Annotated in this window: 30 protein-coding genes; 17 read left to right on the top strand and 13 right to left on the bottom strand. The window is 53.6% G+C overall.

The genetic code is table 11. From position 1 onward, the window contains the following. Window positions 1–7: 7 nt before the first annotated feature. The 3 genes from IM313_RS19510 to rimJ are packed head-to-tail and all read right to left on the bottom strand — an operon-like array spanning window position 8 to window position 2,175. On the bottom strand, window positions 8–931 hold the full coding sequence (locus IM313_RS19510; RefSeq protein ID WP_047368281.1) for a Gfo/Idh/MocA family protein: 924 nt from the start codon (window positions 929–931) through the stop codon (window positions 8–10). 2 nt (window positions 932–933) lie between these two features. After that, window positions 934–1,581, bottom strand: coding sequence for a YceH family protein (locus IM313_RS19505; RefSeq protein WP_192970901.1), 648 nt, complete (start codon window positions 1,579–1,581; stop codon window positions 934–936). Window positions 1,582–1,590: 9 nt separating this feature from the next. After that, a complete protein-coding gene (rimJ, locus tag IM313_RS19500) occupies window positions 1,591–2,175 on the bottom strand; it encodes a ribosomal protein S5-alanine N-acetyltransferase (protein ID WP_013097146.1) in 585 nt (194 codons plus the stop codon). A 236-nt stretch (window positions 2,176–2,411) separates the two neighbouring features. On the opposite strand from rimJ, the gene mdtH reads away from it, so the two are divergent. The 9 genes from mdtH to IM313_RS19455 all read left to right on the top strand — a co-directional run bounded on the left by mdtH (window position 2,412) and on the right by IM313_RS19455 (window position 9,098). Continuing rightward, a complete protein-coding gene (mdtH, locus tag IM313_RS19495; protein WP_045630086.1) occupies window positions 2,412–3,620 on the top strand; it encodes a multidrug efflux MFS transporter MdtH in 1,209 nt (402 codons plus the stop codon). Between the two features lie 123 nt (window positions 3,621–3,743). After that, complete coding sequence (locus IM313_RS19490) at window positions 3,744–4,304, top strand: lipoprotein (protein ID WP_028012696.1); 561 nt, start codon at window positions 3,744–3,746, stop codon at window positions 4,302–4,304. A gap of 126 nt (window positions 4,305–4,430) precedes the next feature. Continuing rightward, the gene (gene pyrC, locus IM313_RS19485) at window positions 4,431–5,477 is read left to right on the top strand and encodes a dihydroorotase (protein ID WP_192970900.1); all 1,047 of its coding nucleotides are present in this window, start codon (window positions 4,431–4,433) and stop codon (window positions 5,475–5,477) included. Window positions 5,478–5,551: 74 nt separating this feature from the next. Then, window positions 5,552–5,797 (top strand): DNA damage-inducible protein I, encoded by a 246-nt coding sequence (dinI, locus tag IM313_RS19480; RefSeq protein WP_028012694.1) that lies wholly within the window; start codon window positions 5,552–5,554, stop codon window positions 5,795–5,797. A gap of 272 nt (window positions 5,798–6,069) precedes the next feature. Then, on the top strand, window positions 6,070–6,324 hold the full coding sequence (bssS, locus tag IM313_RS19475) for a biofilm formation regulator BssS (RefSeq protein ID WP_023299782.1): 255 nt from the start codon (window positions 6,070–6,072) through the stop codon (window positions 6,322–6,324). Between the two features lie 116 nt (window positions 6,325–6,440). Then, complete coding sequence (gene solA / locus IM313_RS19470; protein WP_049120009.1) at window positions 6,441–7,559, top strand: N-methyl-L-tryptophan oxidase; 1,119 nt, start codon at window positions 6,441–6,443, stop codon at window positions 7,557–7,559. A 60-nt stretch (window positions 7,560–7,619) separates the two neighbouring features. Beyond that, a complete protein-coding gene (locus IM313_RS19465) occupies window positions 7,620–7,733 on the top strand; it encodes a YceO family protein (protein ID WP_032644857.1) in 114 nt (37 codons plus the stop codon). Window positions 7,734–7,951: 218 nt separating this feature from the next. After that, on the top strand, window positions 7,952–8,518 hold the full coding sequence (locus tag IM313_RS19460; RefSeq protein ID WP_028012692.1) for a cytochrome b: 567 nt from the start codon (window positions 7,952–7,954) through the stop codon (window positions 8,516–8,518). 1 nt (window position 8,519) lies between these two features. Beyond that, complete coding sequence (locus IM313_RS19455) at window positions 8,520–9,098, top strand: YceI family protein (RefSeq protein WP_048998806.1); 579 nt, start codon at window positions 8,520–8,522, stop codon at window positions 9,096–9,098. Window positions 9,099–9,139: 41 nt separating this feature from the next. On the opposite strand, the gene IM313_RS19450 is transcribed toward IM313_RS19455, so the two are convergent. Then, window positions 9,140–10,189 (bottom strand): rhodanese-related sulfurtransferase, encoded by a 1,050-nt coding sequence (locus IM313_RS19450; RefSeq protein WP_028012690.1) that lies wholly within the window; start codon window positions 10,187–10,189, stop codon window positions 9,140–9,142. A gap of 221 nt (window positions 10,190–10,410) precedes the next feature. On the opposite strand from IM313_RS19450, the gene IM313_RS19445 reads away from it, so the two are divergent. The 3 genes from IM313_RS19445 (at window position 10,411) to IM313_RS19435 (ending at window position 13,167) form a co-directional block, all read left to right on the top strand. After that, complete coding sequence (locus tag IM313_RS19445) at window positions 10,411–11,337, top strand: Kdo(2)-lipid IV(A) acyltransferase (RefSeq protein ID WP_028012689.1); 927 nt, start codon at window positions 10,411–10,413, stop codon at window positions 11,335–11,337. 140 nt (window positions 11,338–11,477) lie between these two features. Then, window positions 11,478–12,695: a multidrug efflux MFS transporter MdtG gene (gene mdtG / locus IM313_RS19440; RefSeq protein ID WP_048998807.1), complete on the top strand. Its 1,218-nt coding sequence runs from the start codon at window positions 11,478–11,480 to the stop codon at window positions 12,693–12,695. A gap of 97 nt (window positions 12,696–12,792) precedes the next feature. Then, the gene (locus IM313_RS19435) at window positions 12,793–13,167 is read left to right on the top strand and encodes a MysB family protein (RefSeq protein WP_028012687.1); all 375 of its coding nucleotides are present in this window, start codon (window positions 12,793–12,795) and stop codon (window positions 13,165–13,167) included. Window positions 13,168–13,173: 6 nt separating this feature from the next. Here IM313_RS19435 and IM313_RS19430 read toward each other — a convergent pair whose 3' ends face one another. The 3 genes from IM313_RS19430 to mdoG form a co-directional block, all read right to left on the bottom strand. Next, on the bottom strand, window positions 13,174–13,401 hold the full coding sequence (locus tag IM313_RS19430) for a YceK/YidQ family lipoprotein (RefSeq protein WP_013097162.1): 228 nt from the start codon (window positions 13,399–13,401) through the stop codon (window positions 13,174–13,176). 84 nt (window positions 13,402–13,485) lie between these two features. Next, complete coding sequence (mdoH, locus tag IM313_RS19425; protein WP_192970899.1) at window positions 13,486–16,014, bottom strand: glucans biosynthesis glucosyltransferase MdoH; 2,529 nt, start codon at window positions 16,012–16,014, stop codon at window positions 13,486–13,488. Next, window positions 16,007–17,560 (bottom strand): glucans biosynthesis protein MdoG, encoded by a 1,554-nt coding sequence (gene mdoG, locus IM313_RS19420; RefSeq protein ID WP_028012685.1) that lies wholly within the window; start codon window positions 17,558–17,560, stop codon window positions 16,007–16,009. Before mdoG ends, mdoH begins: the two co-directional genes overlap by 8 nt. A gap of 254 nt (window positions 17,561–17,814) precedes the next feature. On the opposite strand from mdoG, the gene mdoC reads away from it, so the two are divergent. Beyond that, a complete protein-coding gene (gene mdoC, locus IM313_RS19415) occupies window positions 17,815–18,954 on the top strand; it encodes a glucans biosynthesis protein MdoC (RefSeq protein WP_192970898.1) in 1,140 nt (379 codons plus the stop codon). A 35-nt stretch (window positions 18,955–18,989) separates the two neighbouring features. Here the strand turns inward: mdoC and ymdB are convergent, their stop codons facing one another. The 5 genes from ymdB to csgB all read right to left on the bottom strand — a co-directional run bounded on the left by ymdB (window position 18,990) and on the right by csgB (window position 21,450). Beyond that, complete coding sequence (gene ymdB / locus IM313_RS19410; protein ID WP_045630081.1) at window positions 18,990–19,532, bottom strand: O-acetyl-ADP-ribose deacetylase; 543 nt, start codon at window positions 19,530–19,532, stop codon at window positions 18,990–18,992. A gap of 103 nt (window positions 19,533–19,635) precedes the next feature. Then, window positions 19,636–19,956, bottom strand: coding sequence for a type 1 fimbrial protein (locus IM313_RS19405; RefSeq protein WP_045261657.1), 321 nt, complete (start codon window positions 19,954–19,956; stop codon window positions 19,636–19,638). 150 nt (window positions 19,957–20,106) lie between these two features. After that, window positions 20,107–20,439, bottom strand: a complete 333-nt coding sequence (gene csgC, locus IM313_RS19400; protein ID WP_192970897.1) for a curli assembly chaperone CsgC — start codon at window positions 20,437–20,439, stop codon at window positions 20,107–20,109. Between the two features lie 61 nt (window positions 20,440–20,500). After that, window positions 20,501–20,953, bottom strand: a complete 453-nt coding sequence (gene csgA, locus IM313_RS19395) for a curli major subunit CsgA (RefSeq protein WP_047368274.1) — start codon at window positions 20,951–20,953, stop codon at window positions 20,501–20,503. 41 nt (window positions 20,954–20,994) lie between these two features. After that, complete coding sequence (gene csgB, locus IM313_RS19390) at window positions 20,995–21,450, bottom strand: curli minor subunit CsgB (protein ID WP_028012679.1); 456 nt, start codon at window positions 21,448–21,450, stop codon at window positions 20,995–20,997. Window positions 21,451–22,204: 754 nt separating this feature from the next. Between csgB and csgD the strand changes: the two genes are divergently transcribed. Genes csgD through csgG form a run of 4 tightly spaced genes read left to right on the top strand, consistent with a single transcriptional unit; the run spans window position 22,205 to window position 24,546 of the window. Then, window positions 22,205–22,855, top strand: coding sequence for a biofilm master transcriptional regulator CsgD (gene csgD / locus IM313_RS19385; RefSeq protein WP_028012677.1), 651 nt, complete (start codon window positions 22,205–22,207; stop codon window positions 22,853–22,855). A 4-nt stretch (window positions 22,856–22,859) separates the two neighbouring features. After that, window positions 22,860–23,249 (top strand): curli production assembly/transport protein CsgE, encoded by a 390-nt coding sequence (gene csgE / locus IM313_RS19380; protein WP_048998812.1) that lies wholly within the window; start codon window positions 22,860–22,862, stop codon window positions 23,247–23,249. A 23-nt stretch (window positions 23,250–23,272) separates the two neighbouring features. Beyond that, the gene (gene csgF, locus IM313_RS19375; RefSeq protein WP_028012675.1) at window positions 23,273–23,686 is read left to right on the top strand and encodes a curli production assembly/transport protein CsgF; all 414 of its coding nucleotides are present in this window, start codon (window positions 23,273–23,275) and stop codon (window positions 23,684–23,686) included. A gap of 26 nt (window positions 23,687–23,712) precedes the next feature. Further along, window positions 23,713–24,546 (top strand): curli production assembly/transport protein CsgG, encoded by an 834-nt coding sequence (csgG, locus tag IM313_RS19370; RefSeq protein WP_028012674.1) that lies wholly within the window; start codon window positions 23,713–23,715, stop codon window positions 24,544–24,546. A 45-nt stretch (window positions 24,547–24,591) separates the two neighbouring features. On the opposite strand, the gene IM313_RS19365 is transcribed toward csgG, so the two are convergent. Next, on the bottom strand, window positions 24,592–25,074 hold the full coding sequence (locus IM313_RS19365; protein WP_072252624.1) for a DUF1097 domain-containing protein: 483 nt from the start codon (window positions 25,072–25,074) through the stop codon (window positions 24,592–24,594). Window positions 25,075–25,126 lie beyond the last annotated feature (52 nt).

The raw sequence follows: 25,126 nt of genomic DNA, 5'->3' as shown, positions 1-25,126 counted from the left end.
CAGCGAGTTATTCACTCATGGCCTCGCGCCAGAGCCGTTCCACAATGCGCTGAGCCAGAATGGCCTGCTCGCCGGACGTTTCAGGAACCGTCTGATTTTGCACGCAGGTGATAAAGTGGCGGGCACATCCTGCGAAACCTCGTTGCTCCAGAGTGCTTTGCCAGCCGGGGACCGGCTGCATCACCACGCCGCCGCCCTTCTCTTCCCGCCATTCACGCATGTCGGTAACGTCGTACAGCGCGCCGTCGGTTACCGCCTGCACGGATTCCCGCTGGCTGCCCGCGCGGCGGTGCATGCTGGTGGTGACCTGAAGATGCTCAACGGCAAAATGGTGTTCCGCATACACCATCTGCCCCTGTTCGTTGGTGACAAGAGTGCCGCTTTTCAGCAACGCTTCGCCGTTAGTCAGCCACAGCGCGGTGTCCACCACGTGGAGGTAGTCATCGAGAAGGGTAAAGCGCAGATCGTTTGGTCCCACGCTGTCGGTGCGGTGCTTATCCATGCGCAGCGAGGCCATATTGCCGGACTGCGCCTTCAGCTGCTGGTAAAGCGGCGCGAAGCGGCGGTTGAAACCGACCATCAGCGTTAGTTTTTTACGTGCCGCCAGCTCAATCAGCCGTTCGGCGTCCTGAACATTTTCCGCCAGCGGTTTATCCACGCAGACGTGAACCCCCGCATTGAGCAACTCGCTCACCACCTGATAGTGGGTTGCCGTTGAGGTATGCACAAAGACCGCATCGCACTCGCGGGCCAGATCCTGGAGCGATGCCGCATACGGGATACGCCAGGTTTCACAGATACGTTCTGCCTTTTCTCGGGTGGGTGACCATGCCCCTTGCAGCGTCCAGTCAGACGCAGCGCCCAATACGGGCAGCCAGGCTTTCTGCGCAATACCGCCCAGCCCCACCACGCCAATGCGTAATTTTTTCACCGTTAGTCTCCCAAATGTGCCAGCAGTGCATCCAGACGCTGTTTCAGCCCGGCCACCTCGTCTTCCAGCGCCTCTACGCGCGCGGCAAGGTCGTCACGGGTTGCAGGGCTCGATTCCGTCGCCGCGCTTGCGGCGTCAACGTCGCCGCTGAAGAGATGCATGTAGCGGCTCTCACGTTTACCCGGCTCGCGCGCCAGGCGCACCACGAAAGGGCCATCCTCACGCGCGGCCAGCCCTTCCAGGGTCTGCTCGACTTCCTGCATGTCGCTGAACTCATGCATTCGGGATGCGCGCGTTCGCAGTTCCCCCGGCGTTTGCGCCCCGCGCAGCAGCAGCGTGGTAATAACCGCCACTTCCGCGCTGTTTAGCTTCAGATCGCCAAATTCGGAATTACAGAAGCGCTGCTCGTATTTGGTCACGCGGTTGCCGAAGCCGCTGACGGTGCGCAGATAGTGGCGCTTCACCAGCGCATCCAACACGTCCTGAACCTCATGCTCGCTGAGATTCATCACCGGCTCGCGGTTGGTCTTCTGGTTGCAGGCCATGGTCACGGCGTTAACAGAGAGCGGATACTGCTCCGGCGTGGTGACCTGTTTTTCGAGTAAGCACCCAATCACGCGCGCTTCCGTACCGTTTAGCTGATACTTCATCTTTTCTCCTTAACGACCTGCGGTCCAGTCACGGGTGGTTAATGCCGTCAGAACGTGGTCGCGCCACTCTCCGTCTATCAGCAGATAGTCTTTGGCATAACCCTCTTTCTCAAACCCTAAACGCGCCAGCAAATTCCCGCTGCGCTGATTATGCGGCATGTAGTTCGCCATAATGCGATGGATATGCTGCGTGCGTTGCATATAGCGGATGGCTACCGTTAACGCCTCGTACATCAGCCCCTGCCCCTGCCATTTCTGGCCGATGGAATAGCCAAGGTAGCAGGCGTGAAACGATCCCCGCACCACGTTTGAAAAATTGGCGATCCCGATAATCTCTTTCTCTTCTGGATCCAGCAGCGCGAAATAAAACGCGCTGCCCTGCTTATGAAATTCAGCGATCATGCTGAGGCGTGCCTGCCAGCCGGAGGGGTAACAATGGCTCTCATCCCGAACGGGTTCCCAGGGTTTTAAAAACTGGCGATTCTCGGCGTAATAATCCGCCAGACGCCAGGCATCACGCTCATGCACAAGACGAACGACCAGCCTGTCCGTTGTCAGACGCACTTTTGGCACATTACTGCGATAGCCAAACATCAATACCACTCCTTCCCGTCACTTCAGCTTACCCATTAGCTTTACTATACCTGCGCCCGTGCCGTCTGTGAAAACAGTGACATACCATTTTGACCTCTTTTCACATTTTTCGATGAGAACTCTCTATCAAAGCACCGTTTTGATAAAAAAATATTGTCGCGCCCGGGGGTGGGAAAAAACGCGGCGACACCGCAGAATGTTAGCGTGCTCACCTTCTTATTTTCCCTGGAGGGAAAATGTCCCGCGTATCACAGGCCAGGAGCCTGGGTAAATATTTCCTGCTCGTCGATAACATGCTGGTCGTGCTCGGCTTTTTTGTCGTGTTCCCCCTCATCTCGATCCGCTTTGTCGATCAAATGGGCTGGGCGGCATTAATGGTTGGGATTGCCCTGGGGCTACGCCAGTTTGTCCAGCAGGGGCTGGGCGTCTTTGGCGGCGCGATCGCTGACCGCTTCGGCGCTAAACCGATGATCGTTACCGGGATGCTGCTCCGCGCGGCAGGCTTTGCCACGATGGCGATCGCCCACGAGCCCTGGCTGCTGTGGTTTTCCTGCTTTCTCTCCGGTATCGGTGGCACCCTGTTTGACCCGCCGCGCACCGCGCTGGTGGTAAAGCTGATTCGTCCTCAGCACCGCGGCCGTTTCTTCTCCATTCTGATGATGCAGGACAGCGCCGGGGCGGTTGTTGGCGCCCTGCTGGGCAGCTGGCTGCTGCAGTACGATTTCCGTCTGGTTTGCGCGGCCGGGGCGGTGCTGTTTATTCTGTGCGCCCTGTTTAACGGCCTCTACCTTCCGGCCTGGAAGCTGTCGACGGTAAAAGCCCCGGTGCGCGAGGGGCTAGGACGCGTCCTGCGCGACAGGCGTTTTGTCACCTACGTGTTGACCCTGACCGGCTATTACATGCTCGCCGTACAGGTGATGCTGATGCTGCCAATCATGGTGAACGATATTGCGGGCACGCCTGCTGCCGTAAAATGGATGTACGCCATTGAAGCCTGTCTGTCATTAACGCTGCTCTACCCGATTGCCCGCTGGAGTGAACGGCGTTTTCGCCTGGAGCATCGCCTGATGGCAGGCCTGTTTCTGATGACGCTGAGCATGATGCCGATCGGTCTGGTAAACACGCTTCAGCAGCTTTTTACGCTGATCTGCACCTTCTATATCGGCTCCATCATCGCCGAGCCCGCCCGCGAAACGCTGAGCGCCTCGCTTGCGGATGCGCGTGCGCGCGGCAGCTATATGGGCTTCAGCCGCCTGGGTCTGGCCTTTGGCGGTGCGCTGGGTTACGCCGGCGGCGGCTGGCTGTTCGATGCCGGCAAAGCGCTGAACCAGCCGGAACTCCCCTGGATGATGCTCGGCGTGGTAGGCATCATGACGCTTCTCGCCCTGTGGTGGCAGTTCAGCCAGAAGCGCAGCGCGAGCGGCATGCTCGAGCCTGGCGCGTAGCCTTTCCCTCGGGCGGGAGCCTCTCCCGCCCCACTTCTCAGTTTTTTCTGCTGGTTTCTGCCCATTCACGCTGACATACTGGCGTAACAGGACAGAAGCGCCGATTTTTCGTTGAGGAGCACTATGAAGAAAATTGTCTTAGCCGCGGCATTCGTTGTCAGCGGTCTGCTGGTGGGCTGTAACCAGCTTACGCAATATACCGTCAGTGAGCAGGAAATTAATCAGGCGCTGGAAAAACATAACAATTTCTCTAAAGACATTGGCGTGCCGGGGCTGGCCGATGCCCACATCGTTCTCACCAATCTCACCAGCCAGATTGGTCGCGAAGAGCCGAATAAAGTCACTCTCGCAGGCGATGCCGCGCTTGATATGACGTCTCTTTTTGGCAATCAGAAAGCCAACATCAAGCTCAAGCTGAAGGCGCTCCCCGTTTTCAACAAAGAGAAAGGGGCGATATTCCTGCAGGAGATGGAAGTGGTCGATGCGCAGGTTTCGCCGGACAAAATGGCGCCGGTACTGCAAACCCTGATGCCCTATCTGAACCAGTCGCTGCGAAACTACTTTAACCAGCAGCCGGCGTACGTCTTAAGCGAAGACAACAGCAAGGGTGAAGCCCTCGCGAAGAAATACGCAAAAGGGATAGAGGTGAAACCGGGAGAGATCGTTATTCCTTTCACCGATTAACCTGAAGGGCGCTGCGGCGCCCTTTTTTTTACGGAAAAGTGTGCAAACGAAAACGTTTCCGCTTATGATTTGTGTCCGGCAAAAACAGCCATCCTTATGACTGATTCCTGACAAGCCGGAGCTTCCATGACTGCACAACCCCAGGTTCTTAAAATCCGCCGCCCAGACGACTGGCATATCCATCTGCGCGATGGCGATATGCTGAAAACCGTCGTGCCCTATACCAGTGAAATTTATGGCCGCGCGATTGTCATGCCAAACCTGGTTCCGCCAGTCACCACCGTCGATGCCGCCATTGCCTACCGTCAGCGCATTCTGGATGCCGTTCCGGCGGGACATGATTTCACCCCGTTGATGACCTGCTACCTGACCGATTCACTGGATCCGAACGAAGTGGAACGCGGGTTTAACGAAGGCGTATTTACGGCGGCGAAACTCTACCCGGCGAACGCCACCACCAACTCCAGTCACGGCGTCACCAGTATTGATGCCATCATGCCGGTGCTGGAGCGCATGCAGAAACTGGGCATGCCGCTGCTGGTACACGGTGAAGTAACGCATGCGGAGATTGACATCTTCGACCGTGAAGCCCGTTTTATCGAAACCGTGATGGAGCCCCTGCGCCAGCGCCTGCCGGCGCTTAAGGTGGTCTTTGAGCATATCACCACCAAAGACGCGGCAGAGTATGTTCGCGACGGTAACGAGCTGATCGCTGCGACCATCACCCCACAGCATCTGATGTTTAACCGTAACCATATGCTGGTGGGCGGAGTGCGCCCTCACCTTTACTGCCTGCCGATCCTCAAGCGCAACGTTCACCAGCAGGCGCTGCGCGAGCTGGTCGCCAGCGGATTCACGCGTGCGTTCCTGGGCACGGACTCCGCGCCTCACGCCCGCCATCGCAAAGAGGCAAGCTGCGGCTGCGCGGGCTGTTTCAACGCCCCAACGGCGCTTGCCAGCTACGCAACCGTATTTGAAGAGATAAACGCGCTGGAACATTTCGAAGCGTTCTGCTCCCTCAACGGCCCGCGCTTCTACGGCCTGCCGGTCAATGACACTTTTATTGAGCTGGAGCGCAAAGCGAGCCAGGTTGAGAAGTCTATCGCGCTGACGGATGACACGCTGATCCCCTTCCTGGCAGGTGAAACCGTAAGCTGGACGGTAAAACGCTAAAAAATCAACGCCCCTTGTTGTCAAACCGACAATATGCCTGTATAAATAAACAGTATATTACACAGGGGGCATTTATGCGTATTGAAGTCACCATAGCCAAAACTACCGTTCTGCCTGCCGGCGCGCTTGACGCTCTGGCAGGCGAATTATCCCGTCGTATTAACAACACCTTTCCCGACAACGCGGGCGCCGTAACGGTGCGTTACGCCGCAGCGAACAACCTCTCCGTCATGGGTGCCGCAAAAGAAGATAAAGATCGCATCAGCGAAATCCTGCAGGAGACGTGGGAAAGCGCAGACGACTGGTTCATTACCGATTAACACTGCTCCCTCATTGTGTTTTTTGCCGGGTCGCCCCGGCTTTTTTTTGCCTCTAATTTCGAAAGTTCAAATTAATTCAGCGTGTTCTTAAAAAATCGTGAACGAGATGGTGTTTTATTGTTCGAACAATCCTAAAAAGCAGAAAAATGTGTTGCTACCTGTTTATTTTTCCCTTTGGAACCCTTATTACTTGGTATACTGAAGAAGCTTTCAGAAAAACATGCATTGAACCTCAGAGCCGTTGTCTTCTAACACGCATTAAGGGGGTTATAATGGAAAAGAATAACGAAGTCATCCAGACCCATCCGCTTGTAGGCTGGGATATCAGTACCGTAGATAGCTACGATGCACTGATGCTGCGTTTGCACTACCAGACCCCAAATCAACTCAACCGTGACGAAGCGGAAGTGGGACAGACGCTGTGGCTAACAACAGACGTCGCCCGTCAGTTTATTTCTATTTTAGAGGCAGGCATTGCAAAAATAGAATCTGGCGACTATCAGGAAAATGAGTATAAACGGCACTAACCTTATGCCCACTTTTCACTCAACAGGCACCCTCGCGGTGCCTTATTTATTTCCCGCTTGTTTACGCCCGCGTTGTTAATTACTCTGCTAACAAACCGTAAGTTTACGAGATGCATATGAGATACGACTTAATCATTATTGGTAGCGGCTCCGTTGGATCGGCCGCCGGTTATTACGCAACGCAGGCAGGGCTAAACGTCCTGATGATTGACGCCCACCTGCCGCCGCATAGCGAAGGTAGCCATCATGGCGACACCCGTCTCATTCGCCATGCCTATGGCGAGGGGGAGCGCTACGTTCCGCTGGTGCTTCGCGCCCAGACGCTGTGGGACGAGCTGGCAAAACAGACTGAAGAGCGCATTTTCGAACGTACCGGCGTTATCAATCTGGGCCCGGCCCACTCTGAATTTCTCGCAGGCGTCGAACGCAGCGCGAAAGCCTACAATCTGGACGTTGAAAAGCTGGACGCGACGGGCATTAGCGCGCGTTGGCCCGAAATTACCGTCCCTGAGGATTATATTGGCCTCTTTGAAGCCAACTCCGGTGTGCTGCACTGTGAAACGGCGATCAAAACCTGGGTCGATCTTGCCGCCAAAGCGGGCTGTGCGCAGCTGTTCAATTGCCCCGTAGAGGCCATCACGCATGATGCAAACGGCGTTACGGTGAAAACCGTAGACGGGGAATATTCGGCTTCCCGCCTGCTAATTAGCGCAGGAACCTGGGTTACCCGCCTGCTCCCGGACCTGCCGATCCAGCCGGTACGCAAGGTCTTCTCCTGGTTCCAGTCGGACGGGCGTTACAGCGCGCAAAATAAATTCCCGGCGTTTACCGGCGAGTTACCCAACGGCGATCAGTTCTACGGTTTCCCTTCCGAGAAGGACGCTCTCAAGATTGGAAAACACAACGGCGGGCAGGTCATCTCCTCACCTGAGGAGCGCAAGCCGTTTGGCGCCTGCCCGCAGGACGGCTCAGAAGCCTTCTCGTTCCTGCGCAATATTCTCCCGGGCGTCGGCGGCCTGCTTTATGGCGCGGCCTGCACCTATGACAACACGCCGGATGAAGACTTTATCATTGATACGCTGCCGGGACATGACAACACCCTGCTGATTACCGGGCTGAGTGGCCACGGCTTTAAGTTCGCTTCGGTGTTGGGTGAAATCGCCGCGCAGTTTGCCCAGGGTATCACGCCACAGTTTGATCTGACGCCGTTCTCACTCTCGCGTTTTAACGGATAATCGGCCACGGGCTCCGGCGGTATCGGGGCCCGTTTTCTTCGTACTCAATTGTGGGGCGTTATGCGCAGGATAGTGGATTTCCTCATCAATAACATTCGCGAACACTTTATGCTCTATATCTTATTGTGGGCGCTGCTCGCTATCGTTGATGTTATATACATTGTGTTTTATTGAAAGTGACAATTGACGTTAACTGACGTTACTTTATGTTTATTTAAGATTTTTTCTTCTGCTAAATACGTCTTGCACGAAGCCATTGAATTAATCTCGCCGTTTCTTTTCAAAATCGCTGAAATAAATAAAATAAAAATCAATAGTCAATTATTTCAGTTGCAATATCGCGTCTTCCCGTTCATTTTTACCTTTCGGTTAATTTGAAAATGGACATTCTGATGCAATTGCGTAACTCCTCCCGGCGCTACGGAATAATATCCATAAGTTTGCACTGGATATTTGCCATTGCCGTCTACGGTATGTTCGGACTTGGACTCTGGATGGTCACGCTCAGCTATTACGATGGCTGGTATCATCAGGCACCCGAGCTGCATAAAAGCATCGGGGTTCTGCTGATGCTGGGGCTGGTATTTCGCGCCATCTGGCGACATATTTCCCCACCGCCCGCGCCACTAAAGACATACGGAAAAATAACCCGCGTCAGCGCCGTTGCCGCGCATATTGCGCTTTACGCACTGCTCTTCGCCATTCTGATCAGCGGCTATCTCATTTCAACGGCAGACGGCAAACCAATTAGCGTTTTTGGCCTGTTCGAGGTTCCGGCAACGCTCAGCGATGCCGGGGCTCAGGCCGATACGGCAGGCGTCGTTCACCTCTGGCTTGCCTGGAGCGTGGTGATCCTGTCCGTACTGCACGGGCTCGCCGCCCTTAAACACCATTTTATTGATAAAGACGATACGCTCAAGCGCATGCTTGGCCGCTCGTCAGTTGACTCTGGAGCATAAAATGAAAAAACACCTGCTGGGTATTGCCCTCGGTTCTCTGTTATTTACCACCGGTTCTGCCGTAGCGGCTGACTATAAAATTGATAAAGAGGGCCAGCACGCTTTCGTCAATTTCCGCATTCAGCACCTGGGATACAGCTGGCTGTACGGCACCTTTAAAGATTTCGACGGCACATTTACTTTTGACGAGAAAAATCCTGCGGCAGATAAAGTCAATGTGACCATTAATACGAACAGCGTCGACACGAACCATGCTGAGCGCGATAAACACCTGCGCAGCGCAGAGTTCCTCAACGTCACAAAATTCCCACAGGCCACCTTCACCTCCACGGAAGTTAAGAAAGACGGTGATAAATTGGCTATTACCGGGAATCTGACGCTGAATGGCGTAACCAAACCCGTTACTCTGGATGCGAAATTGGTCGGTCAGGGCGACGATCCGTGGGGCGGAAAACGCGCAGGTTTTGAAGCGGCGGGTAAAATTCACCTGAAAGATTTTAATATCACAACGGATTTAGGCCCGGCGTCGCAGGACGTTGAGCTGGTTATTTCCGTTGAAGGTGTGCAGCAGAAGTCGTAATAGATTCGCCCGGCAGGCTTTCGCCGTGCCGGGCGTTATTATCATTCCGGGTCAGGAATACCCAGTTTGGTATTCAGACGGCCGCGTGATTTATTAAAAATCTTATTACCGTTTTCACGCCCCGCGCGACGACGACGCTGCTCTTCTTCCGGCAGGACGCTCTCTTCGCTGCACAGCTCGCTACAGCAGCCGTTAAACTTCTCGGCACAGGCCGGGCACTGAATAAACAGCAGATGACACCCGTCGTTTTTGCAGTTGGTGTGGGTATCGCACGGCGCGCCGCACTGGTGGCACTGGGCAATCACATCTTCTGAAATGCGCTCGCCCATGCGCTCGTCAAAGACGAAGTTTTTACCGATAAAGCGTACCGGTAAGCCCTGCTCACGGGCGCGGCGGGCGTACTCAATAATACCGCCTTCAATGTGCCAGACCTTGTTGAACCCATTGTGCTTCATCCACGCGCTGGCCTTCTCGCAGCGGATACCGCCGGTGCAGTACATAACGATTTTTTTATCCTTATGCTCCTGCATCATCTCCACCGCTTTAGGCAGCTGCTCGCGGAAGGTATCGGCCGGAATCTCCATCGCGTTTTCGAAATGCCCCACTTCGTACTCGTAGTGGTTACGCATATCAATGAACACGGCATCCGGATCGTCCAGCATCGCATTCACTTCCGCGGCCTTCAGATATTCGCCGACGTCCGCCGGGTTAAACTCAGGATCGTCAATACCGTCCGCCACGATGCGTTCACGCACCTTCATGCGCAGCACCCAGAACGATTTTCCATCGTCATCCAGGGCAATGTTCAGGCGTAAGCCGTTGAGGGCCGGATCGAAGCTATAAAGCGCGTCGCGGAACGCATTCACTTTGCTTTCCGGCACGCTAATCTGCGCGTTAATGCCTTCGCGGGCAAGGTAGACGCGCCCGAAAACGTTCAGCGCCGTGAAGGCCTGATAAAGCGCATCGCGGGTCGCCTGCGGATCGTCGATGGTGAAGTATTTGTAGAAGGAGATGGTCGTGCGCGGTTCGGTTTCAGCCAACATGCGCGCCTTTAACATCTCATTCGAAACGCGGTTGTGTAACACTGGCATGGTGTACAAGTCCTGCAATCGTCAGAGAGAATCAAAATCGGTCGGCATCATATAGCAAACAAAACCAATTTACATCCACACAATTTACGCTACATTTCACACACCCTGATGAATCAGGCTTAACAATTGCCGTCGTCGTGCAGGTTTCGACGGCAGATATTTTGGCTACGTCTCAAAAAATGCGACAATAGCGAAACAGGACGTTTGAACACAGGAAAGACATGACCCAGTTACCAAAATTTACCGTCGCCCTTTTGCACCCCCGCTATTGGATGACCTGGCTTGGCATTGGCTTTTTATGGCTACTGGTACAGCTTCCCTACCCTGTTATCTTCCGGTTAGGTACATCATTAGGCCGACTCGCGCAAACGCTTATGAAGCGCCGCGCCCGCATCGCGTATCGTAACCTTGAGCTGTGCTTTCCGCAGATGAGCGAGGCAGAGCGCCATGATATGGTCTCGAAGAATTTCGAATCCGTCGGCATGGGTCTCATGGAGACCGGAATGGCGTGGTTCTGGTCGGACAAACGTATGGCCCGCTGGAGCAAGGTTACAGGCACCGGCATGGAGCCGGTGCATACGCTTCAGGCCAATCAGACCGGCGTGCTGCTGATCGGCGTCCATTTCCTGACGCTCGAAATCGGGGCGCGTATGTTTGGCATGCAGGCGCCCGGCATCGGGGTTTATCGTCCTAACGACAACCCGGTTATCGACCTCATCCAGACCAACGGCCGCATGCGCTCCAACAAAAGCATGATCGACCGTAAGGATCTGAAGGGCATGATCCGCGCGCTGAAGTCCGGTGAAGTGGTCTGGTATGCTCCCGATCACGACTATGGCCCCCAGGCCAGCGTCTTTGTCCCCTTCTTCGCCGTTGATGAGGCCGCCACCACGACCGGCACCTGGATGCTGGCGCGGATGTCCAAAGCCGCCATCGTTCCCTTTGTTCCCCGCCGTATGCCGGATGGCTCAGGCTACGAGCTGATGATGCTTGAGCCGGAACTCGCGCCGCCGCTGGAAGATGCGGAAACCACCGCACGCTGGATGAACGGCGTTGTGGAGAAGTGCATCATGCTGGCACCCGAGCAGTACATGTGGCTGCATCGACGCTTTAAAACGCGGCCAGAAGGCACGCCTTCCCGCTATTGATCATCATGCGGCCCTCAGGGCCGCATGCTATTTTAGCTTTAAAAGCTCCCCCTCATTGCGGCAATCATAACCCAGGCGCATAATTAGCAGGCTTATTACTTCATGCCTCAGGTGCTCTGCACCTCACTATGCGGATTGTTATGACACCCTCAGATGCCCCCATAAACTGGAAGCGTAACCTCACGGTTGCGTGGCTTGGCTGTTTTCTTACCGGCGCGGCGTTTAGCCTGGTCATGCCTTTCCTGCCGCTCTACGTCGAACAGCTGGGCGTGACGGGCCATAGCGCACTCAACATGTGGTCTGGCCTGGTATTCAGCATCACGTTTCTCTTTTCCGCCATTGCCTCGCCCTTCTGGGGCGGCCTTGCCGACCGCAAGGGACGTAAAATCATGCTGCTGCGTTCGGCGCTGGGGATGGCGATAATCATGGCGCTGATGGGCGTGGCGCAGAACGTCTGGCAGTTCCTGATATTGCGCGCATTACTGGGCTTGTTGGGCGGATTTATTCCCAACGCGAACGCCCTGATCGCTACGCAAATTCCTCGCCATAAGAGCGGCTGGGCGCTTGGCACGCTCTCAACCGGTGGCGTGAGCGGCGCCCTGCTTGGGCCGCTGGCGGGGGGATTACTGGCGGATAACTACGGCCTGCGCCCGGTCTTTTTCATCACCGCCAGCGTGTTGTTCCTGTGCTTTATCGTCACCCTGGTCTGCATCCGTGAAAAATTTACGCCCGTCGCCAAAAAAGAGATGCTTCACGCCAGAGACGTGCTGACCTCGCTTAAAAATCCCAGACTGGTGCTGAGCCTGTTCGTAACGACATTGATCATTCAGGTGGCAACCGGATCGATCGCTCCTATTCTCACCCTATACGTTCGCGACCTGGCGGGTACCGTCAGCAATATTGCATTTATCAGCGGACTGATTGCTTCTGTGCCCGGCGTGGCGGCGCTGGTTAGCGCACCGAGACTGGGGAAATTGGGTGACCGGGTCGGCCCGGAAAAGATCCTGATCTGGGCACTGATCATTTCCGTCCTGCTGCTTATCCCCATGTCGATGGTGCACTCTCCGTGGCAGCTGGGCGTGCTTCGCTTTTTGCTGGGTGCCGCCGACGGGGCGTTGCTGCCCGCCGTACAGACCCTGCTGGTCTACAACTCCACGAATCAGATTGCCGGGCGTATCTTTAGCTATAACCAGTCGTTTCGCGATATCGGTAACGTCACCGGGCCGCTTCTCGGGGCGGGTATTTCCGCCAGCTTCGGTTTTCGCGCCGTCTTTATCGTGACGGCAGGCGTGGTGCTGTTCAACGCGATTTACTCGTGGTTCAGTTTATCCCGCGCGTTACGGCCGGTGACGGAATAAGAAGAACGCCTGACGGCTTATTTTCGCATTCATACTTGCAGAATCTGATATTCAGCTATTCTTTCCCTGAAACCTTCTGGAAAACAGGGAGACACCAATGACCATGTACGCCACGCTGGAAGAAGCTATTGATGCCGCTCGTGAAGAGTTCCTTGCCGATAATCCCGGCGTTGAGGAAGAAGATGCTGACGTGCAACAACTTAATATCCAAAAATATGTTCTGCAGGATGGGGATATTATGTGGCAGGCCGAATTCTTTGCCGACGAAGGTGAAGAAGGGGAATGTTTGCCGGTCCTGAGCGGTGCAGGTGCGCAGGCCGTGTTTGATGGCGACTATGATGAAATCGAGTTACGCCAGGAATGGCTGGAGGAGAATACGCTGCACGAGTGGGATGAGGGCGAATTTCAGCTCGAGCCACCGCTGGATACGGAAGAAGGTCAAACCGCAGCCGATGAATGGGACGAGCGTTAATTTACGCTACTCGTACGGGCCGTGGCTGGCATCGATGGGCAGCAACAGCGTGTCGAAAATCAGCGAGAACGGCAGATCGAGCACCGTCAGGTAGCGCCATGCGGAATCACGGACATCCCATTTTACGCCCGGGTAGTACTGGTTGCCATGGCCCTGACCTGGAATAGTGCGGCTGATGATGCTGCCGCAGCCGCTCAGCAGGCATGCCATCATGACGACGATGATTATTTTCATCAGTAACCTCTAAAAAAATACCGGCCTCACAGCCGGTATTTTATCTGGCGGGTGGCGCTTTGCTTACCCGCCTTGCTTAACCGCTTACTTCGCCTTCAGCGCCAGCGGGTTCAGCTTCAGCTCTTTGTAGTAGTTCACCCACGAAGAGTACTTCTCCGGAGCGGACCATACGCGATAGTGAAGTCTTGCCATCGTGACCGGATCGCTCAGCAGCACCAGACGACGGTCGCGATTGAGTTTTTCCGGGGTCTCGTTAAGCGCCTGCTCAACGTGACGATCGCGGGCAATCTCCAGTACCTGGCTTGCGCGGTGGCGCGCAGTGGCCATTGCCGTCGCCAGAGCGTTGAATGACGGATTAAACACGGCGTGCATAAAGCCATCGTCCAGCGTGCGGTTACGGTTCTGCTCCAGATAGGTATCGGTATCCACCAGCACCTGCGGCGGGGAATACTCTTCCGGGATCAGGAACAGTTTCCAGCGTTTGGTACGCAGCCCTACCGTTGAACGGCTGGAGATCACGGACACAAACGGCGACAGGATCAGCGAGAAGACAATCGGCGCCAGCCAGAACAGGAAGCGCAGATCCAGCCAGGCCATTCCGGCCGCCCACACCAGGCCCAGCAGCAGCTGAGACCCGTGACGCATGAAGGCTTCACTCCACGGCGTGGAGTCGTCATCACGCTGCGGTGAGTTCCAGACCACTTCCCAGCCCAGGAAGGCACTGACCACAAACACGGTGTGGAACAGCATACGCACCGGCGCCAGCAGCACGGAGAACAGCACTTCCAGCAGCAGCGAAAGGGTGACGCGGAAGAATCCGCCGTACTCTTTCGAGCCTTTGCACCAGATCAGGATGATACTGAGCAGCTTAGGCAGGAACAGCAGCACCATGGTGGAAGCAAACAGCGCAATCGCCAGCTCCGGACGCCACTGCGGCCACACCGGGAACAGCTGGCGCGGTTGCAGGAAGTATTGCGGCTCCGTCAGGGCATGGACGACCTGCAGCGCAGTGGAGAGCGCGAGGAACATAAACCACAGCGGTGCGGAGAGATAAGACATTACGCCCGTCAGGAACACCGCACGGTGAACCGGGTGCATCCCTTTTACGAGGAACAGGCGGAAGTTCATCAGGTTACCGTGACACCAGCGGCGGTCGCGCTTGAGCTCGTCCAGCAGGTTCGGCGGCAGCTCTTCGTACGATCCCGGCAGGTCGTAGGCAATCCAGACGCCCCAGCCAGCACGACGCATCAGCGCCGCTTCCACGAAGTCATGCGACAGAATCGAACCGGCAAACGAACCCTCGCCCGGCAGCGGCGCCAGCGCACAGTGTTCGATGAACGGCTTCACGCGGATAATGGCGTTGTGGCCCCAGTAGTGCGACTCACCCAACTGCCAGAAGTGCAGACCGGCGGTAAACAGCGGGCCGTAAACACGGGTGGCGAACTGCTGGCAGCGCGCGTACAGGGTGTCCATGCCGGATGCTTTTGGCGAAGACTGAATGATCCCCGCGTTCGGGTTGGCTTCCATCAGACGCACCAGACCGCTCAGGCAGTCACCGCTCATGACGGAGTCAGCATCCAGCACGACCATGTAGCTGTACTGGTTACCCCAGCGGCGGCAGAAGTCATCGATGTTGCCGCTTTTACGCTTCACGCGACGGCGGCGGCGGCGGTAGAAGATCTGTCCTTCGCCCTGCACTTCTGCAATCAGCTCCATCCAGGCTTTTTGTTCTGCAACGCAGATATCTGGGTTGTAACTGTCACTCAGGATGTAAACGTCAAAATGCGCCGCATTACCGGTTGCCTTTACGGACTCCCAGGTTGCACGCAGCCCCGCAAATACGCGGTCAACGTCTTCGTTACAGATAGGCATAATCAGTGCGGTACGGTGCTCGGGATTGAGGGGTTCATCCCCGACCGTTGACGCCGAAATGCTGTACTTGTCCCGTCCCATCAGCAGCTGCAGGAAGCCCATCAGCGCGGTCCAGAAACCGGCCGAGACCCAGCAGAAGAGGACCGCGAACAGCAGGAGAATGCCGCTCTGCAGGATATACGGCAGCAGCTGCATGAAGGAGACCCAGAGATCCTGGCCCATCATGTCCGTCGGGTTGATAAACGCCCAGCCCTGGTAAGGCAGAATGGTTTTCATATACCAGGTCGCGACAACCGTCTGCGCCAGCGTCAGAAGCAGCAGGATATAACGGCGAATTGTCCCCACGGTACGCCATTTCTGTTCGGAGGCCTGCTCTTCTTTCGTCAGGCGCGACAGATAGCGCGGCGTGACGTCACGCCCGCGCAAGCGATCCCAGAAGCGGCCAACCGGGTTGGTGCGCCATGGATCGGGGAACATTGAGGAACGCGTCGCTTTCGGCATCGCCTGAAGCTGATCGCGTTCTTCGTCGTCTTTAATCAACTGCCCTTCTGCCAGCGAGTCCGGCCAGGCCTGCTCCAGACGCGCCTTGACTGACCCCAGCGGCGTATCATCATCACGGGAAAACTGACGATGTTCGCCATCCAGCGCGGTATGAACCGCGCGGATGTCGCTCTTAGGCAGCGCCGCTTTTTCGATATCCGTCAGCGGCATGGCATCAATATATTCAGATGTATTATTCATTGGCAGGTAGCTGGTAGCTCCAGGTTTCACTCAGCGGCTGATCTTCACTGACCAGCGCAGCACGCATTTCAGTGGTCTGTTTCGGATCTTTCACTTTCACGCGCAGGGTCAGACGCCAGCCTTTGGTTACCGGGTTGTAACGCACGGTGTTCTCTACGATTTCACCGTTGTCACCGATGCTGGCCTGGGCCGACACCGCAGTATCAGGAGACAGTTTCTTCATATCCTGGCCGGTGAAGTCCACGACAAACGCTACCGTACCGTCAGGCTGACGGATCAGGTTAGACTGCTTCACGTCACCCGTAGAGCGGCGAGTCTGCGTCACATACGCGTTATCCGGCGCATGCAGCTTATCTTCATCGCGGCTGAAGGTAATGGTGTACTTGAAGTTCATCTCTTTACCGGCTTCCGGCAGCTGATCCGGCGTCCAGTATGCGACGATGTTGTCGTTGGTTTCGTCGTTGGTTGGGATTTCAACCAGCTCTACCTTGCCTTTACCCCAGTCGCCTTTCGGCGTAACCCAGGCGCTTGGACGCAGGTCATAGCGGTCGTCGAGATCTTCAAAGCGAGAGAACTGACGGCCACGTTGCAGCAGGCCAAAGCCCTGCGGGTTTTCCATCGCAAAGCTGCTGACCGCCAGATGTTTCGGGTTATTCAGCGGACGCCAGATCCACTCACCGTTACCGGCATGAATAGACAGACCGTTGGAGTCATGCAGTTCCGGGCGGAAGTTGGTTGCCGGTGACGGCTGGTTCGGCCCAAACAGGAACATACTGGTCAGCGGAGCGACGCCCAGTTTGCCCACTTTGTCACGCAGGTAAACCTTAGACTGCACGTCAACGACCGTGTCACGACCTGGCATAATCACAAAGCGATAGGCACCGGTTGCGCGTGGGGAATCCAGCAGCGCATAAATAGTCAGACGTTTGTCCGTTGGTTTTGGACGCTCAATCCAGAACTCGCGGAAACGCGGGAACTCTTCACCTGATGGCAGCGCGGTATCAATAGCCAGACCGCGCGCAGAAAGCCCGTACACCTGCCCCGCGCCAATCACGCGGAAGTAGCTGGCGCCAAGCATGCTAACGATTTCGTCGTTTTTATCTTTGCTGTTGATCGGGTAAAGCACCTTGAAGCCTGCGAAGCCCAGGTCTTTCACCGTATCTTTGTCGTGCTGCACATTGCCAAAATTGAAGTAATCCGGGCTGTACTTGATCTTACGTACCGCGGTCGCCGTCACTTCATTGATGGCAACAGGAGTGTCGAAGTACATACCCTGATGATAAAATTCAAGCTTGAACGGGGTTTTAACGTTGTTCCAGTACGCTTTATCGTGGTTGAACTGGATCTGCTGATAGTCCGCATACTTCATGTCGCGGAAAACGGAGGGCAGGTTACTTTTCGGCGCTTCGTAGCTCTTGCCTGCCATCGATTTTGCCTGTTTTGCGACATCGTCGATGTTAAAGGCCAGTGCCGATGAGGTATACAGTGATAACACCACCGCAACACCCAACCAACGCATTTTCATCATCTGTGGTTTATGTTTCATAATAAGTAAGCACTTCCCCCTTTGTGTGCTTATATCGATCCGATCCATTTTAATGGAAACTCAGGCAATCCGACAACATAATCACTGCTTTGTTCAGCTGCTGGCTCATGGATTAAGCAAATGAAAGAACCCGTTATTCACTTTGCGTGCTTATCCTGGAGACAGTGTGTCGGTCTTGGTGTAGGGTTGGCGTCGAATGTAACCATTATGAGCCTTAGGGATAAGGCGAAAAGTCTGAGAATGCGCAACGTTATATGAGCACAACACCGACACAACGGGAATATTTCCTCGACTCGATCCGGGCATGGCTGATGCTATTGGGGATCCCCTTTCATATTTCACTGATTTACTCCAGCCACACGTGGCATGTTAATAGCCAGATGCCCTCCTGGTGGCTGACGCTGTTTAATGACTTTATTCACGCCTTCCGCATGCAGGTGTTTTTTGTCATCTCCGGCTATTTCTCGTACATGCTTTTTTTACGCTATCCGCTTAAGCGCTGGTGGAAAGTGCGCGTAGAGCGCGTAGGTATTCCCATGTTAACCGCCATACCACTGCTGACGCTGCCGCAGTTCATTATGCTGCAATACGTTAAAGGCAAGGCGGAGAACTGGCCGAATCTCTCGCTGTATGAAAAGTACAACACGCTGGTCTGGGAGCTGGTGTCTCACCTCTGGTTCCTGCTGGTTCTGGTGGTGCTGACCACGGTCAGTCTGGTGATTTTCAGCCGCCTGCGCCGTCATCTCAGCACGACAGCAGACTCTTTCTTCGCTAACGTCACGCTGGGCAAACTGTCGGTGCTCTTCTTACTGTTGGGGATCGCCTATGCCGCGGTGAGACGCACGCTGTTTATTGTCTATCCACCGATACTAAGCGACGGCCTGTTCAATTTTGTGGTGATGCAGTCGCTGTTCTACATTCCGTTCTTTTTGATTGGCGCGCTGGCCTTTATTCATCCGAGGCTTAAAGCGCTATTTACCACCCCGTCACCGTGGTGCGCGGTAGGTGCGGCCATTGCCTTCGTGGCCTACCTGCTGAACCAGCGCTACGGGAGCGGCGACGCCTGGATGTATGAAACGGAAAGCGTGATCACCATGCTGTTGGGCTTATGGATGGTGAACGTGGTGTTCGCGCTCGGCCACCGTTTGCTGAATTTTAAGTCCAGCCGCGTGACCTACTTCGTCAATGCCTCACTGTTTATCTATCTGGTGCACCACCCGTTGACGCTGTTCTTCGGGGCATACATCACGCCGCATATCGCATCCAACACGCTGGGCTTCTTTACCGGGCTGGTGTTTGTGGTGGGGATTGCCGTCGTACTCTACGAGATCCATCTGCGGATCCCTCTTCTGCGCTTCCTGTTTTCAGGAAAACCTCAGCCGAAAGCCGCCTGAGCAGCGCGGCGCACTCACGGTGCGCCGCCTTCGCTTCAACTCTCCAGCTCCTGTCTGCGCTGAGTCAGAAGCCGCTGATAAAGATGCGTGGTGTCTTCATCGAAGCAGACAAAAATCACCTTCTCTGGCAGCGGTTTAAGCGACAAATATCGGTAAACCGTTTCGACGGCGATGGTCGCCGCTGCCGCCTTAGGATATCCATACACGCCGGTGCTGATGGCCGGGAACGCCATCGTTTTATAGCCGTTGTCGGCGGCAAGCCGCAGACAGTTTCGGTATGCCTCCTCCAGAAGGCTCGCTTCATGCTGGTCTCCGCCGTGCCACACGGGCCCGACAGCATGAATCACCGCTTTGGCAGGAAGGTTGCCCGCCAGCGTAATCACCGCATGGCCCGGTGGGCATTCACCCTGTTGCTGACGCACCATTTTACAGGCTTCCAGTAACTGCGGTCCGGCAGCCCGGTGAATAGCGCCGTCTACGCCTCCTCCCCCCATCAGGGAAGGATTGGCCGCATTGACGATGACGTCGACATGAACTGTCGTAATATCGCCATGAATAACTTCAATTTGCGGTTTCATAAAGCCCCTCTGCTGCCCGCCTTTTTTATAAGTGTATCGCAGAGGGTTTATTGAGAAAAACGATAGGCGTAAAACCGCGTCCGCCGACGGGCACGCACGGGTATTAACGGTACTGGATCTGAACAACCGCGAGCGTTTTTTCAGGATTCAGGTACGTCATATTCACTGTCGCCAGGCCGGAAGCCGTCGCCTTGCCGTTCAGCGCGTCGCCGTAACTCACCATACGCGTTTGCATACGATTTTTTTCCGGACACGACACCGCCAGCTGCCGCTGCTGCTGTGTAACTTCGCAAGGGTCAGCAACGATTGCGCCGCGAAAGTGAATAACGCCGCCCTGCGCGAGCGTGGCCGAATAAGCTGGAGCGATAAATGCCGAAACAAGCAGGCCCAGACCTGAAATAAGATGTGCAAAAGAGTGGGTCACGATATGTACTCCTCAATGAAAATCGTCCATGAGGGGCAAACGCGCTTCATTATGCAAACGAAGGCTGACGTTACGGAACCTAACAACGCAGTTCCTGATAACAGCTTAGTTCAACGGCAAATATTCACAATGCATTGATTTCATGAATATTTACAGCGCACCCCCGGCTGACGACCACTGCTGTGATAAATGAAGCGCTTTTCCATCCGTGACGGTGACAACGATTTTTATCGTGTCTTCCGCAGAAATAGTTAAACTCAACCGCGTTAAATCAATCGGCTGATTAGCGGGAATAAAAAGGGTATTTTGCTGTCGCGAAGCACTTTGCCCACTCTGCCCTTCCTTCAAAGAGAGGATCTGAACCTGACAATCACACGGTTCCGTCAAAATGACCTGCGGAATAATGGTCGTCATATTTCCCTGCTGTGACGTTTGAAAGGTTATCTGCCCGGAAAGCGCGGCAAGGAGAATGATGGTATTCATGAAGAACTCCCGAAAAAAAACAGGGCATCGGCCCTGTTTTTTTGTAGTACAGATTTCAGTATCAGTACTGATGCGCTGTCGCGTGGTTACCAAAGCCGATCTGGGTAACGTTGACGGTGGAGTTAGACGCCGTCTGGTCTACGAGCGCACCGTTAAGGCCGCCGTACTGGCTAACATTCATAACGGATTTTTTGCTGTTCCACTGATCGAGTGTCGCACTGTTGCCAAAGCCGTTCTGGGTCAGGTTGATTTTGCTGTCGTCAGAACCCTGACCGACATCAGCCCCGTTACCGCCACCGGTCTGGCTAATATTAAGAACGGAATTTCTGGCATCTGTCTGCAACGCCAGCGCGGAGTTACCGCCACCGTTCTGATAAATATTCAGGGTTGAATTTGGACCACTGTTTCCGCCATGACCGTGTCCATGACCCCATCCGCCCTGATTAATCATACCAGCCATAGCACTACCAGAAACGACGATTGCTGCAAGTGCTGCCACTTTGATAAATTTCATGGTAAACCCCCATCGGATTGATTAATGTCGTCGCGAAATAGCTAGCGCTGAATAACGCGAATTGCCATCTGCGACTGTTTCTGCACTACAACTGCGGTTTTCTGCGTACCGTACTGCGTAATATTTGCTCTATTACCCGACCCTTTCTGGATAATTTTCGCACTATTACCATATCCATCCTGCGTAATACCTGCATCGTTCCCGTTACCGCTCTGATCGATCCAGGCAATATTGTAAGTCCCTGATTGATCAACTCTCGCTCTGTTGCCTGCCCCATCCTGAGAAATGACGGACAAGAGTTTCGATCCTTCCTGGCGAAGCTGAGCGTCATTAAATACGCCCTGTTGACCAATAATGGCTGCCTGATTTAATGATGAATAACTTAATTCATTAACCGCAAAATTATATTCAGCGTTTGCTAAATCTGAATTCGCGGCGGTTACAAATCCAGGCGCACCCAGTAATGTAAACATCAAAAATAACGATGTGTTTTTCATGTTGTCACCCTGGACCCGGCTACCTGAAAACACCCTGATCGTATTTCGTATTAAACGACTCGTTTTTGTTAACGCGTCGTTACGGTGAAGAGTATGTCCGCTGAAACATTTTAAATATCTCACCCGCGCGGCTTATTTTTATTTTTCAGGTCACAACAAAGTTGTAATTTGCACCATAAAAGGCATGACACAGGCCGTTTTTATTTTTTATGAAATATTTATGCGCGACAAGTTGTACAACGGTGAGACAGCCGTCCATGCCCCTTCCCGCGTTGTTTAAGCGTAACGCCAGGATGACATTTTCTTCAGGGCGTGACACAAGGCGAGTTTTCTTAAGCCAAAAAAACCAGAGCGGCATGACTTAGAAAGTATCAGTTACTCATACCTGGGTACAAACTAAAGAAAATAATAAATACTTATAAATATTAACTGGTTAATTATATTTGTATGATTTTTAAAATCTATGCACAACTATTTCCATGTACAACTTTCATATCAAATAGCAACATTCAAAATCTGCAATTTTCACAAATTAATATTGATTTTTACATCTTGTTACATGATTAACGCTTGCTTTAAAATTCGTAAAAGCTAGATTGAAATTAGATGTACGAAATTGGTTTTATATTTACCTCCCTGTGGAGGTTATGTTCTGATTCTACACACAGCAGTGCAACATCTGTCAGTACTTCTGGTGCCCTTTTCTTTACAGAGAGGGCGGCTGTCAGGTGCCAAAAATAAGTGGGGTTTCATCATGTATAATGAAGTCCATAGTTTACATGGTCATACATTACTGTTGATCACAAAACCTTCTCTGCAAGCGACAGCTTTATTACAACATTTAAAGCAATCTCTATCACTGAACGGGAAATTGCATAATATTCAACGTTCTTTTGATGATATTGCGCCTGGCAGCATCATTCTGTTTGATATGATGGAAGCCGATAAAAAGCTTATCCATTACTGGCAAGATAACTTAAGCAGGAAAAACAATAATATCCGCGTGTTATTATTGAATACGCCTGATGAATATCCTTTCAGAGATATTGAAAGCTGGCCGCATATCAATGGCGTGTTCTACGTCACTGAAGAAGAGGTTCGGGTGGTAGATGGTCTGCAAGGCATATTGCGCGGCGAATGCTATTTCTCGCAAAAGCTGGCCAGCTACCTCATCACGCACTCCGGAAATTACCGCTATAACAGTTCGGAATCAGCGCTGCTCACCCACCGTGAGAAAGAGATCCTGAACAAATTACGCATTGGTGCTTCAAATATTGAAATCGCCCGTTCGTTATTTATCAGCGAAAATACGGTAAAGACGCACCTTTATAATCTTTTCAAGAAGATAGCTGTTAAAAACCGAACTCAGGCGGTTTCATGGGCAAACGATAACCTCAGGCGTTAATCACATGAAGCGCACGTTGAGTTGGATCGCCGCAGCGAGTCTCCTGCTCGCTGCAGGGAACCTGCAGGCCGTTGAGGTCGAAGTTCCCGGATTGTTAACTGACCACACTGTTTCATCGATCGGGCACAGTTTTTACCGGGCCTTCAGCGATAAATGGGACAGTCCCTACACGGGTAATTTAACAATCAACGAGCGGCCCAGTGCACGATGGGGAAGCTGGATAACCATAACGGCCAATCAGGACGTTATTTATCAAACGTTTTTATTCCCCTCGAAAACAGACTTCGATAAAAACGTAGCCTTAGCACTGGCTCAAACTGAAGACGCTATTAATCGCCTGCAAATAGATAAAGCCCTATTAAGCACCAGCGATTTAGCAAAAGATGAGTTCTAGCGAACCGATATGCGGAGGCTGTCATGCGTATTGCATATGCAGTTGTTTCGATCATGCTTATTGCTCCCCTGAGCTGGGCCGGAAATATGACCTTCCAGTTCCGTAACCCTAACTTTGGCGGTAACCCCAACAACGGTGCCTTTCTGCTGAATCAAGCTCAGGCACAAAACTCCTATAAAGATCCGAGCTTTCAGGATTTTACCGTTGATACCCCTTCCGCACTGGATAACTTCACCCAGGCTATCCAGTCGCAGATTTTAGGGGGATTGCTGACCAACATTAATACCGGCAAACCCGGCCGAATGATGACCAACGACTTTATCGTCGACATCGCCAACAGGGACGGACAGCTCCAGTTGAATGTGACCGATCGTAAAACCGGAAAAACTTCCACCATAGAGGTTTCCGGCCTGCAAAATAATTCAACTGACTTTTAAACAATAGCTAAATAAGGACAACGACCATGCAGCGCTTCCTGATATTTGTTGCAGTGTGCTTATTGAGCGGTTGTTTAACTGCTCCGCCTAAAGAAGCTGCAAAACCCACATTAATGCCGCGGGCCCAGAGTTACCGTGATTTAACCCATTTGCCTTCACCTACGGGCAAGATATTTGTCTCGGTATACAACATTCAGGATGAAACCGGACAATTTAAGCCTTATCCGGCAAGTAACTTCTCCACCGCGGTGCCGCAAAGCGCCACCGCCATGCTGGTGACTGCACTTAAAGATTCGCACTGGTTTATTCCGCTGGAACGCCAGGGGCTTCAGAATCTGTTAAATGAACGAAAAATCATTCGTGCCGCGCAGGAGAATGGCACCGTTGCGGACAATAACCGGATGCCTCTGCAGTCTCTGGCCGCCGCAAACGTGATGATTGAAGGGTCGATTATCGGTTACGAGAGCAATGTGAAATCGGGTGGCGTGGGCGCGCGCTACTTCGGTATCGGCGCAGATACCCAGTACCAGCTCGACCAAATTGCGGTTAACCTGCGCGTCGTGAACGTCAGTACCGGTGAAGTGCTCTCTTCGGTCAACACCAGCAAAACGATTTTGTCTTATGAAGTTCAGGCTGGGGTATTCCGCTTTATTGATTACCAGCGCCTGCTGGAGGGAGAAATTGGCTACACCTCTAACGAACCGGTCATGATGTGTCTTATGTCAGCCATTGAAACCGGCGTGATCTTCTTAATCAACGATGGTATCGATCGCGGGCTGTGGGATCTGCAAAACAAAGCGGACGTGCAGAACCCGATCCTGGTGAAATACCGTGATATGTCGGTGCCTCCGGAATCCTGACGGGCAGCGCATAAAAAAAGGCGAGATGATTATCTCGCCTTTTTTTTATTCACTCATCGCGGTGATGTTTTGCGTTTTTTCCCGTCGCGCCGCCAGCCAAAGACCGCTGTTCTTCATGGCGTAGCCAAACAGCAGCCCCAGCGCCAGGGAAGGAACCACCAGCTTCCAGTCCCCCTGCCCGGCAAAGGTTGCGCAGGCCCCCATAAAGGTTCCCGGCACAAACGACAGCAGCAGATGCTTCGCCTGGATGCACATCAGGAAGGCGACGACACCCGTCATGACGTACCCCAGCATCTCCAGATGCGGCGCCAGCGCGCTGCCTTTCATGATGACCAGCGCCCAGATAACGCCGCTCATCAGCGTGCAGCCTGAGATAAAGAGCCCTTTCAGCCCCCCCTGAGGACAGGCGAAATAGGCCGTGCAGCCCAGGAAGCCAGCCCAGCTTAACAGACCGAGAGACACCGCTACCCATCCCCAAATACCGGAGAGGATGCCCGTCGTGATTGCAATACAAAGTAATATGTTCATGGCGCGCATCTTAGCAGAAGCGCGCCATAGAAATGAGATCAGAAGCACATTA

The organism is Enterobacter cloacae complex sp. P2B, from assembly GCF_014895985.1.
GTDB lineage: Bacteria > Pseudomonadota > Gammaproteobacteria > Enterobacterales > Enterobacteriaceae > Enterobacter > Enterobacter bugandensis.
The sequence above is the reverse complement of the archived record's forward strand: the minus strand, read 5'-3'. Positions and strand labels throughout refer to the sequence as shown.

Excerpts from the sequence above, each read along its gene's own strand:
- IM313_RS19505 (WP_192970901.1), bottom strand. The coding sequence starts at position 1,581 with ATGAAGTATCAGCTAAACGGTACGGAAGCGCGCGTGATTGGGTGCTTA.
- rimJ (WP_013097146.1), bottom strand. The coding sequence starts at position 2,175 with ATGTTTGGCTATCGCAGTAATGTGCCAAAAGTGCGTCTGACAACGGAC.
- mdtH (WP_045630086.1), top strand. The coding sequence starts at position 2,412 with ATGTCCCGCGTATCACAGGCCAGGAGCCTGGGTAAATATTTCCTGCTC.
- IM313_RS19490 (WP_028012696.1), top strand. The coding sequence starts at position 3,744 with ATGAAGAAAATTGTCTTAGCCGCGGCATTCGTTGTCAGCGGTCTGCTG.
- pyrC (WP_192970900.1), top strand. The coding sequence starts at position 4,431 with ATGACTGCACAACCCCAGGTTCTTAAAATCCGCCGCCCAGACGACTGG.
- dinI (WP_028012694.1), top strand. The coding sequence starts at position 5,552 with ATGCGTATTGAAGTCACCATAGCCAAAACTACCGTTCTGCCTGCCGGC.
- bssS (WP_023299782.1), top strand. The coding sequence starts at position 6,070 with ATGGAAAAGAATAACGAAGTCATCCAGACCCATCCGCTTGTAGGCTGG.
- solA (WP_049120009.1), top strand. The coding sequence starts at position 6,441 with ATGAGATACGACTTAATCATTATTGGTAGCGGCTCCGTTGGATCGGCC.
- IM313_RS19465 (WP_032644857.1), top strand. The coding sequence starts at position 7,620 with ATGCGCAGGATAGTGGATTTCCTCATCAATAACATTCGCGAACACTTT.
- IM313_RS19460 (WP_028012692.1), top strand. The coding sequence starts at position 7,952 with ATGCAATTGCGTAACTCCTCCCGGCGCTACGGAATAATATCCATAAGT.
- IM313_RS19455 (WP_048998806.1), top strand. The coding sequence starts at position 8,520 with ATGAAAAAACACCTGCTGGGTATTGCCCTCGGTTCTCTGTTATTTACC.
- IM313_RS19450 (WP_028012690.1), bottom strand. The coding sequence starts at position 10,189 with ATGCCAGTGTTACACAACCGCGTTTCGAATGAGATGTTAAAGGCGCGC.
- IM313_RS19445 (WP_028012689.1), top strand. The coding sequence starts at position 10,411 with ATGACCCAGTTACCAAAATTTACCGTCGCCCTTTTGCACCCCCGCTAT.
- mdtG (WP_048998807.1), top strand. The coding sequence starts at position 11,478 with ATGACACCCTCAGATGCCCCCATAAACTGGAAGCGTAACCTCACGGTT.
- IM313_RS19435 (WP_028012687.1), top strand. The coding sequence starts at position 12,793 with ATGACCATGTACGCCACGCTGGAAGAAGCTATTGATGCCGCTCGTGAA.
- IM313_RS19430 (WP_013097162.1), bottom strand. The coding sequence starts at position 13,401 with ATGAAAATAATCATCGTCGTCATGATGGCATGCCTGCTGAGCGGCTGC.
- mdoH (WP_192970899.1), bottom strand. The coding sequence starts at position 16,014 with ATGAATAATACATCTGAATATATTGATGCCATGCCGCTGACGGATATC.
- mdoG (WP_028012685.1), bottom strand. The coding sequence starts at position 17,560 with ATGAAACATAAACCACAGATGATGAAAATGCGTTGGTTGGGTGTTGCG.
- mdoC (WP_192970898.1), top strand. The coding sequence starts at position 17,815 with ATGAGCACAACACCGACACAACGGGAATATTTCCTCGACTCGATCCGG.
- ymdB (WP_045630081.1), bottom strand. The coding sequence starts at position 19,532 with ATGAAACCGCAAATTGAAGTTATTCATGGCGATATTACGACAGTTCAT.
- csgC (WP_192970897.1), bottom strand. The coding sequence starts at position 20,439 with ATGAATACCATCATTCTCCTTGCCGCGCTTTCCGGGCAGATAACCTTT.
- csgA (WP_047368274.1), bottom strand. The coding sequence starts at position 20,953 with ATGAAATTTATCAAAGTGGCAGCACTTGCAGCAATCGTCGTTTCTGGT.
- csgB (WP_028012679.1), bottom strand. The coding sequence starts at position 21,450 with ATGAAAAACACATCGTTATTTTTGATGTTTACATTACTGGGTGCGCCT.
- csgD (WP_028012677.1), top strand. The coding sequence starts at position 22,205 with ATGTATAATGAAGTCCATAGTTTACATGGTCATACATTACTGTTGATC.
- csgE (WP_048998812.1), top strand. The coding sequence starts at position 22,860 with ATGAAGCGCACGTTGAGTTGGATCGCCGCAGCGAGTCTCCTGCTCGCT.
- csgF (WP_028012675.1), top strand. The coding sequence starts at position 23,273 with ATGCGTATTGCATATGCAGTTGTTTCGATCATGCTTATTGCTCCCCTG.
- csgG (WP_028012674.1), top strand. The coding sequence starts at position 23,713 with ATGCAGCGCTTCCTGATATTTGTTGCAGTGTGCTTATTGAGCGGTTGT.
- IM313_RS19365 (WP_072252624.1), bottom strand. The coding sequence starts at position 25,074 with ATGAACATATTACTTTGTATTGCAATCACGACGGGCATCCTCTCCGGT.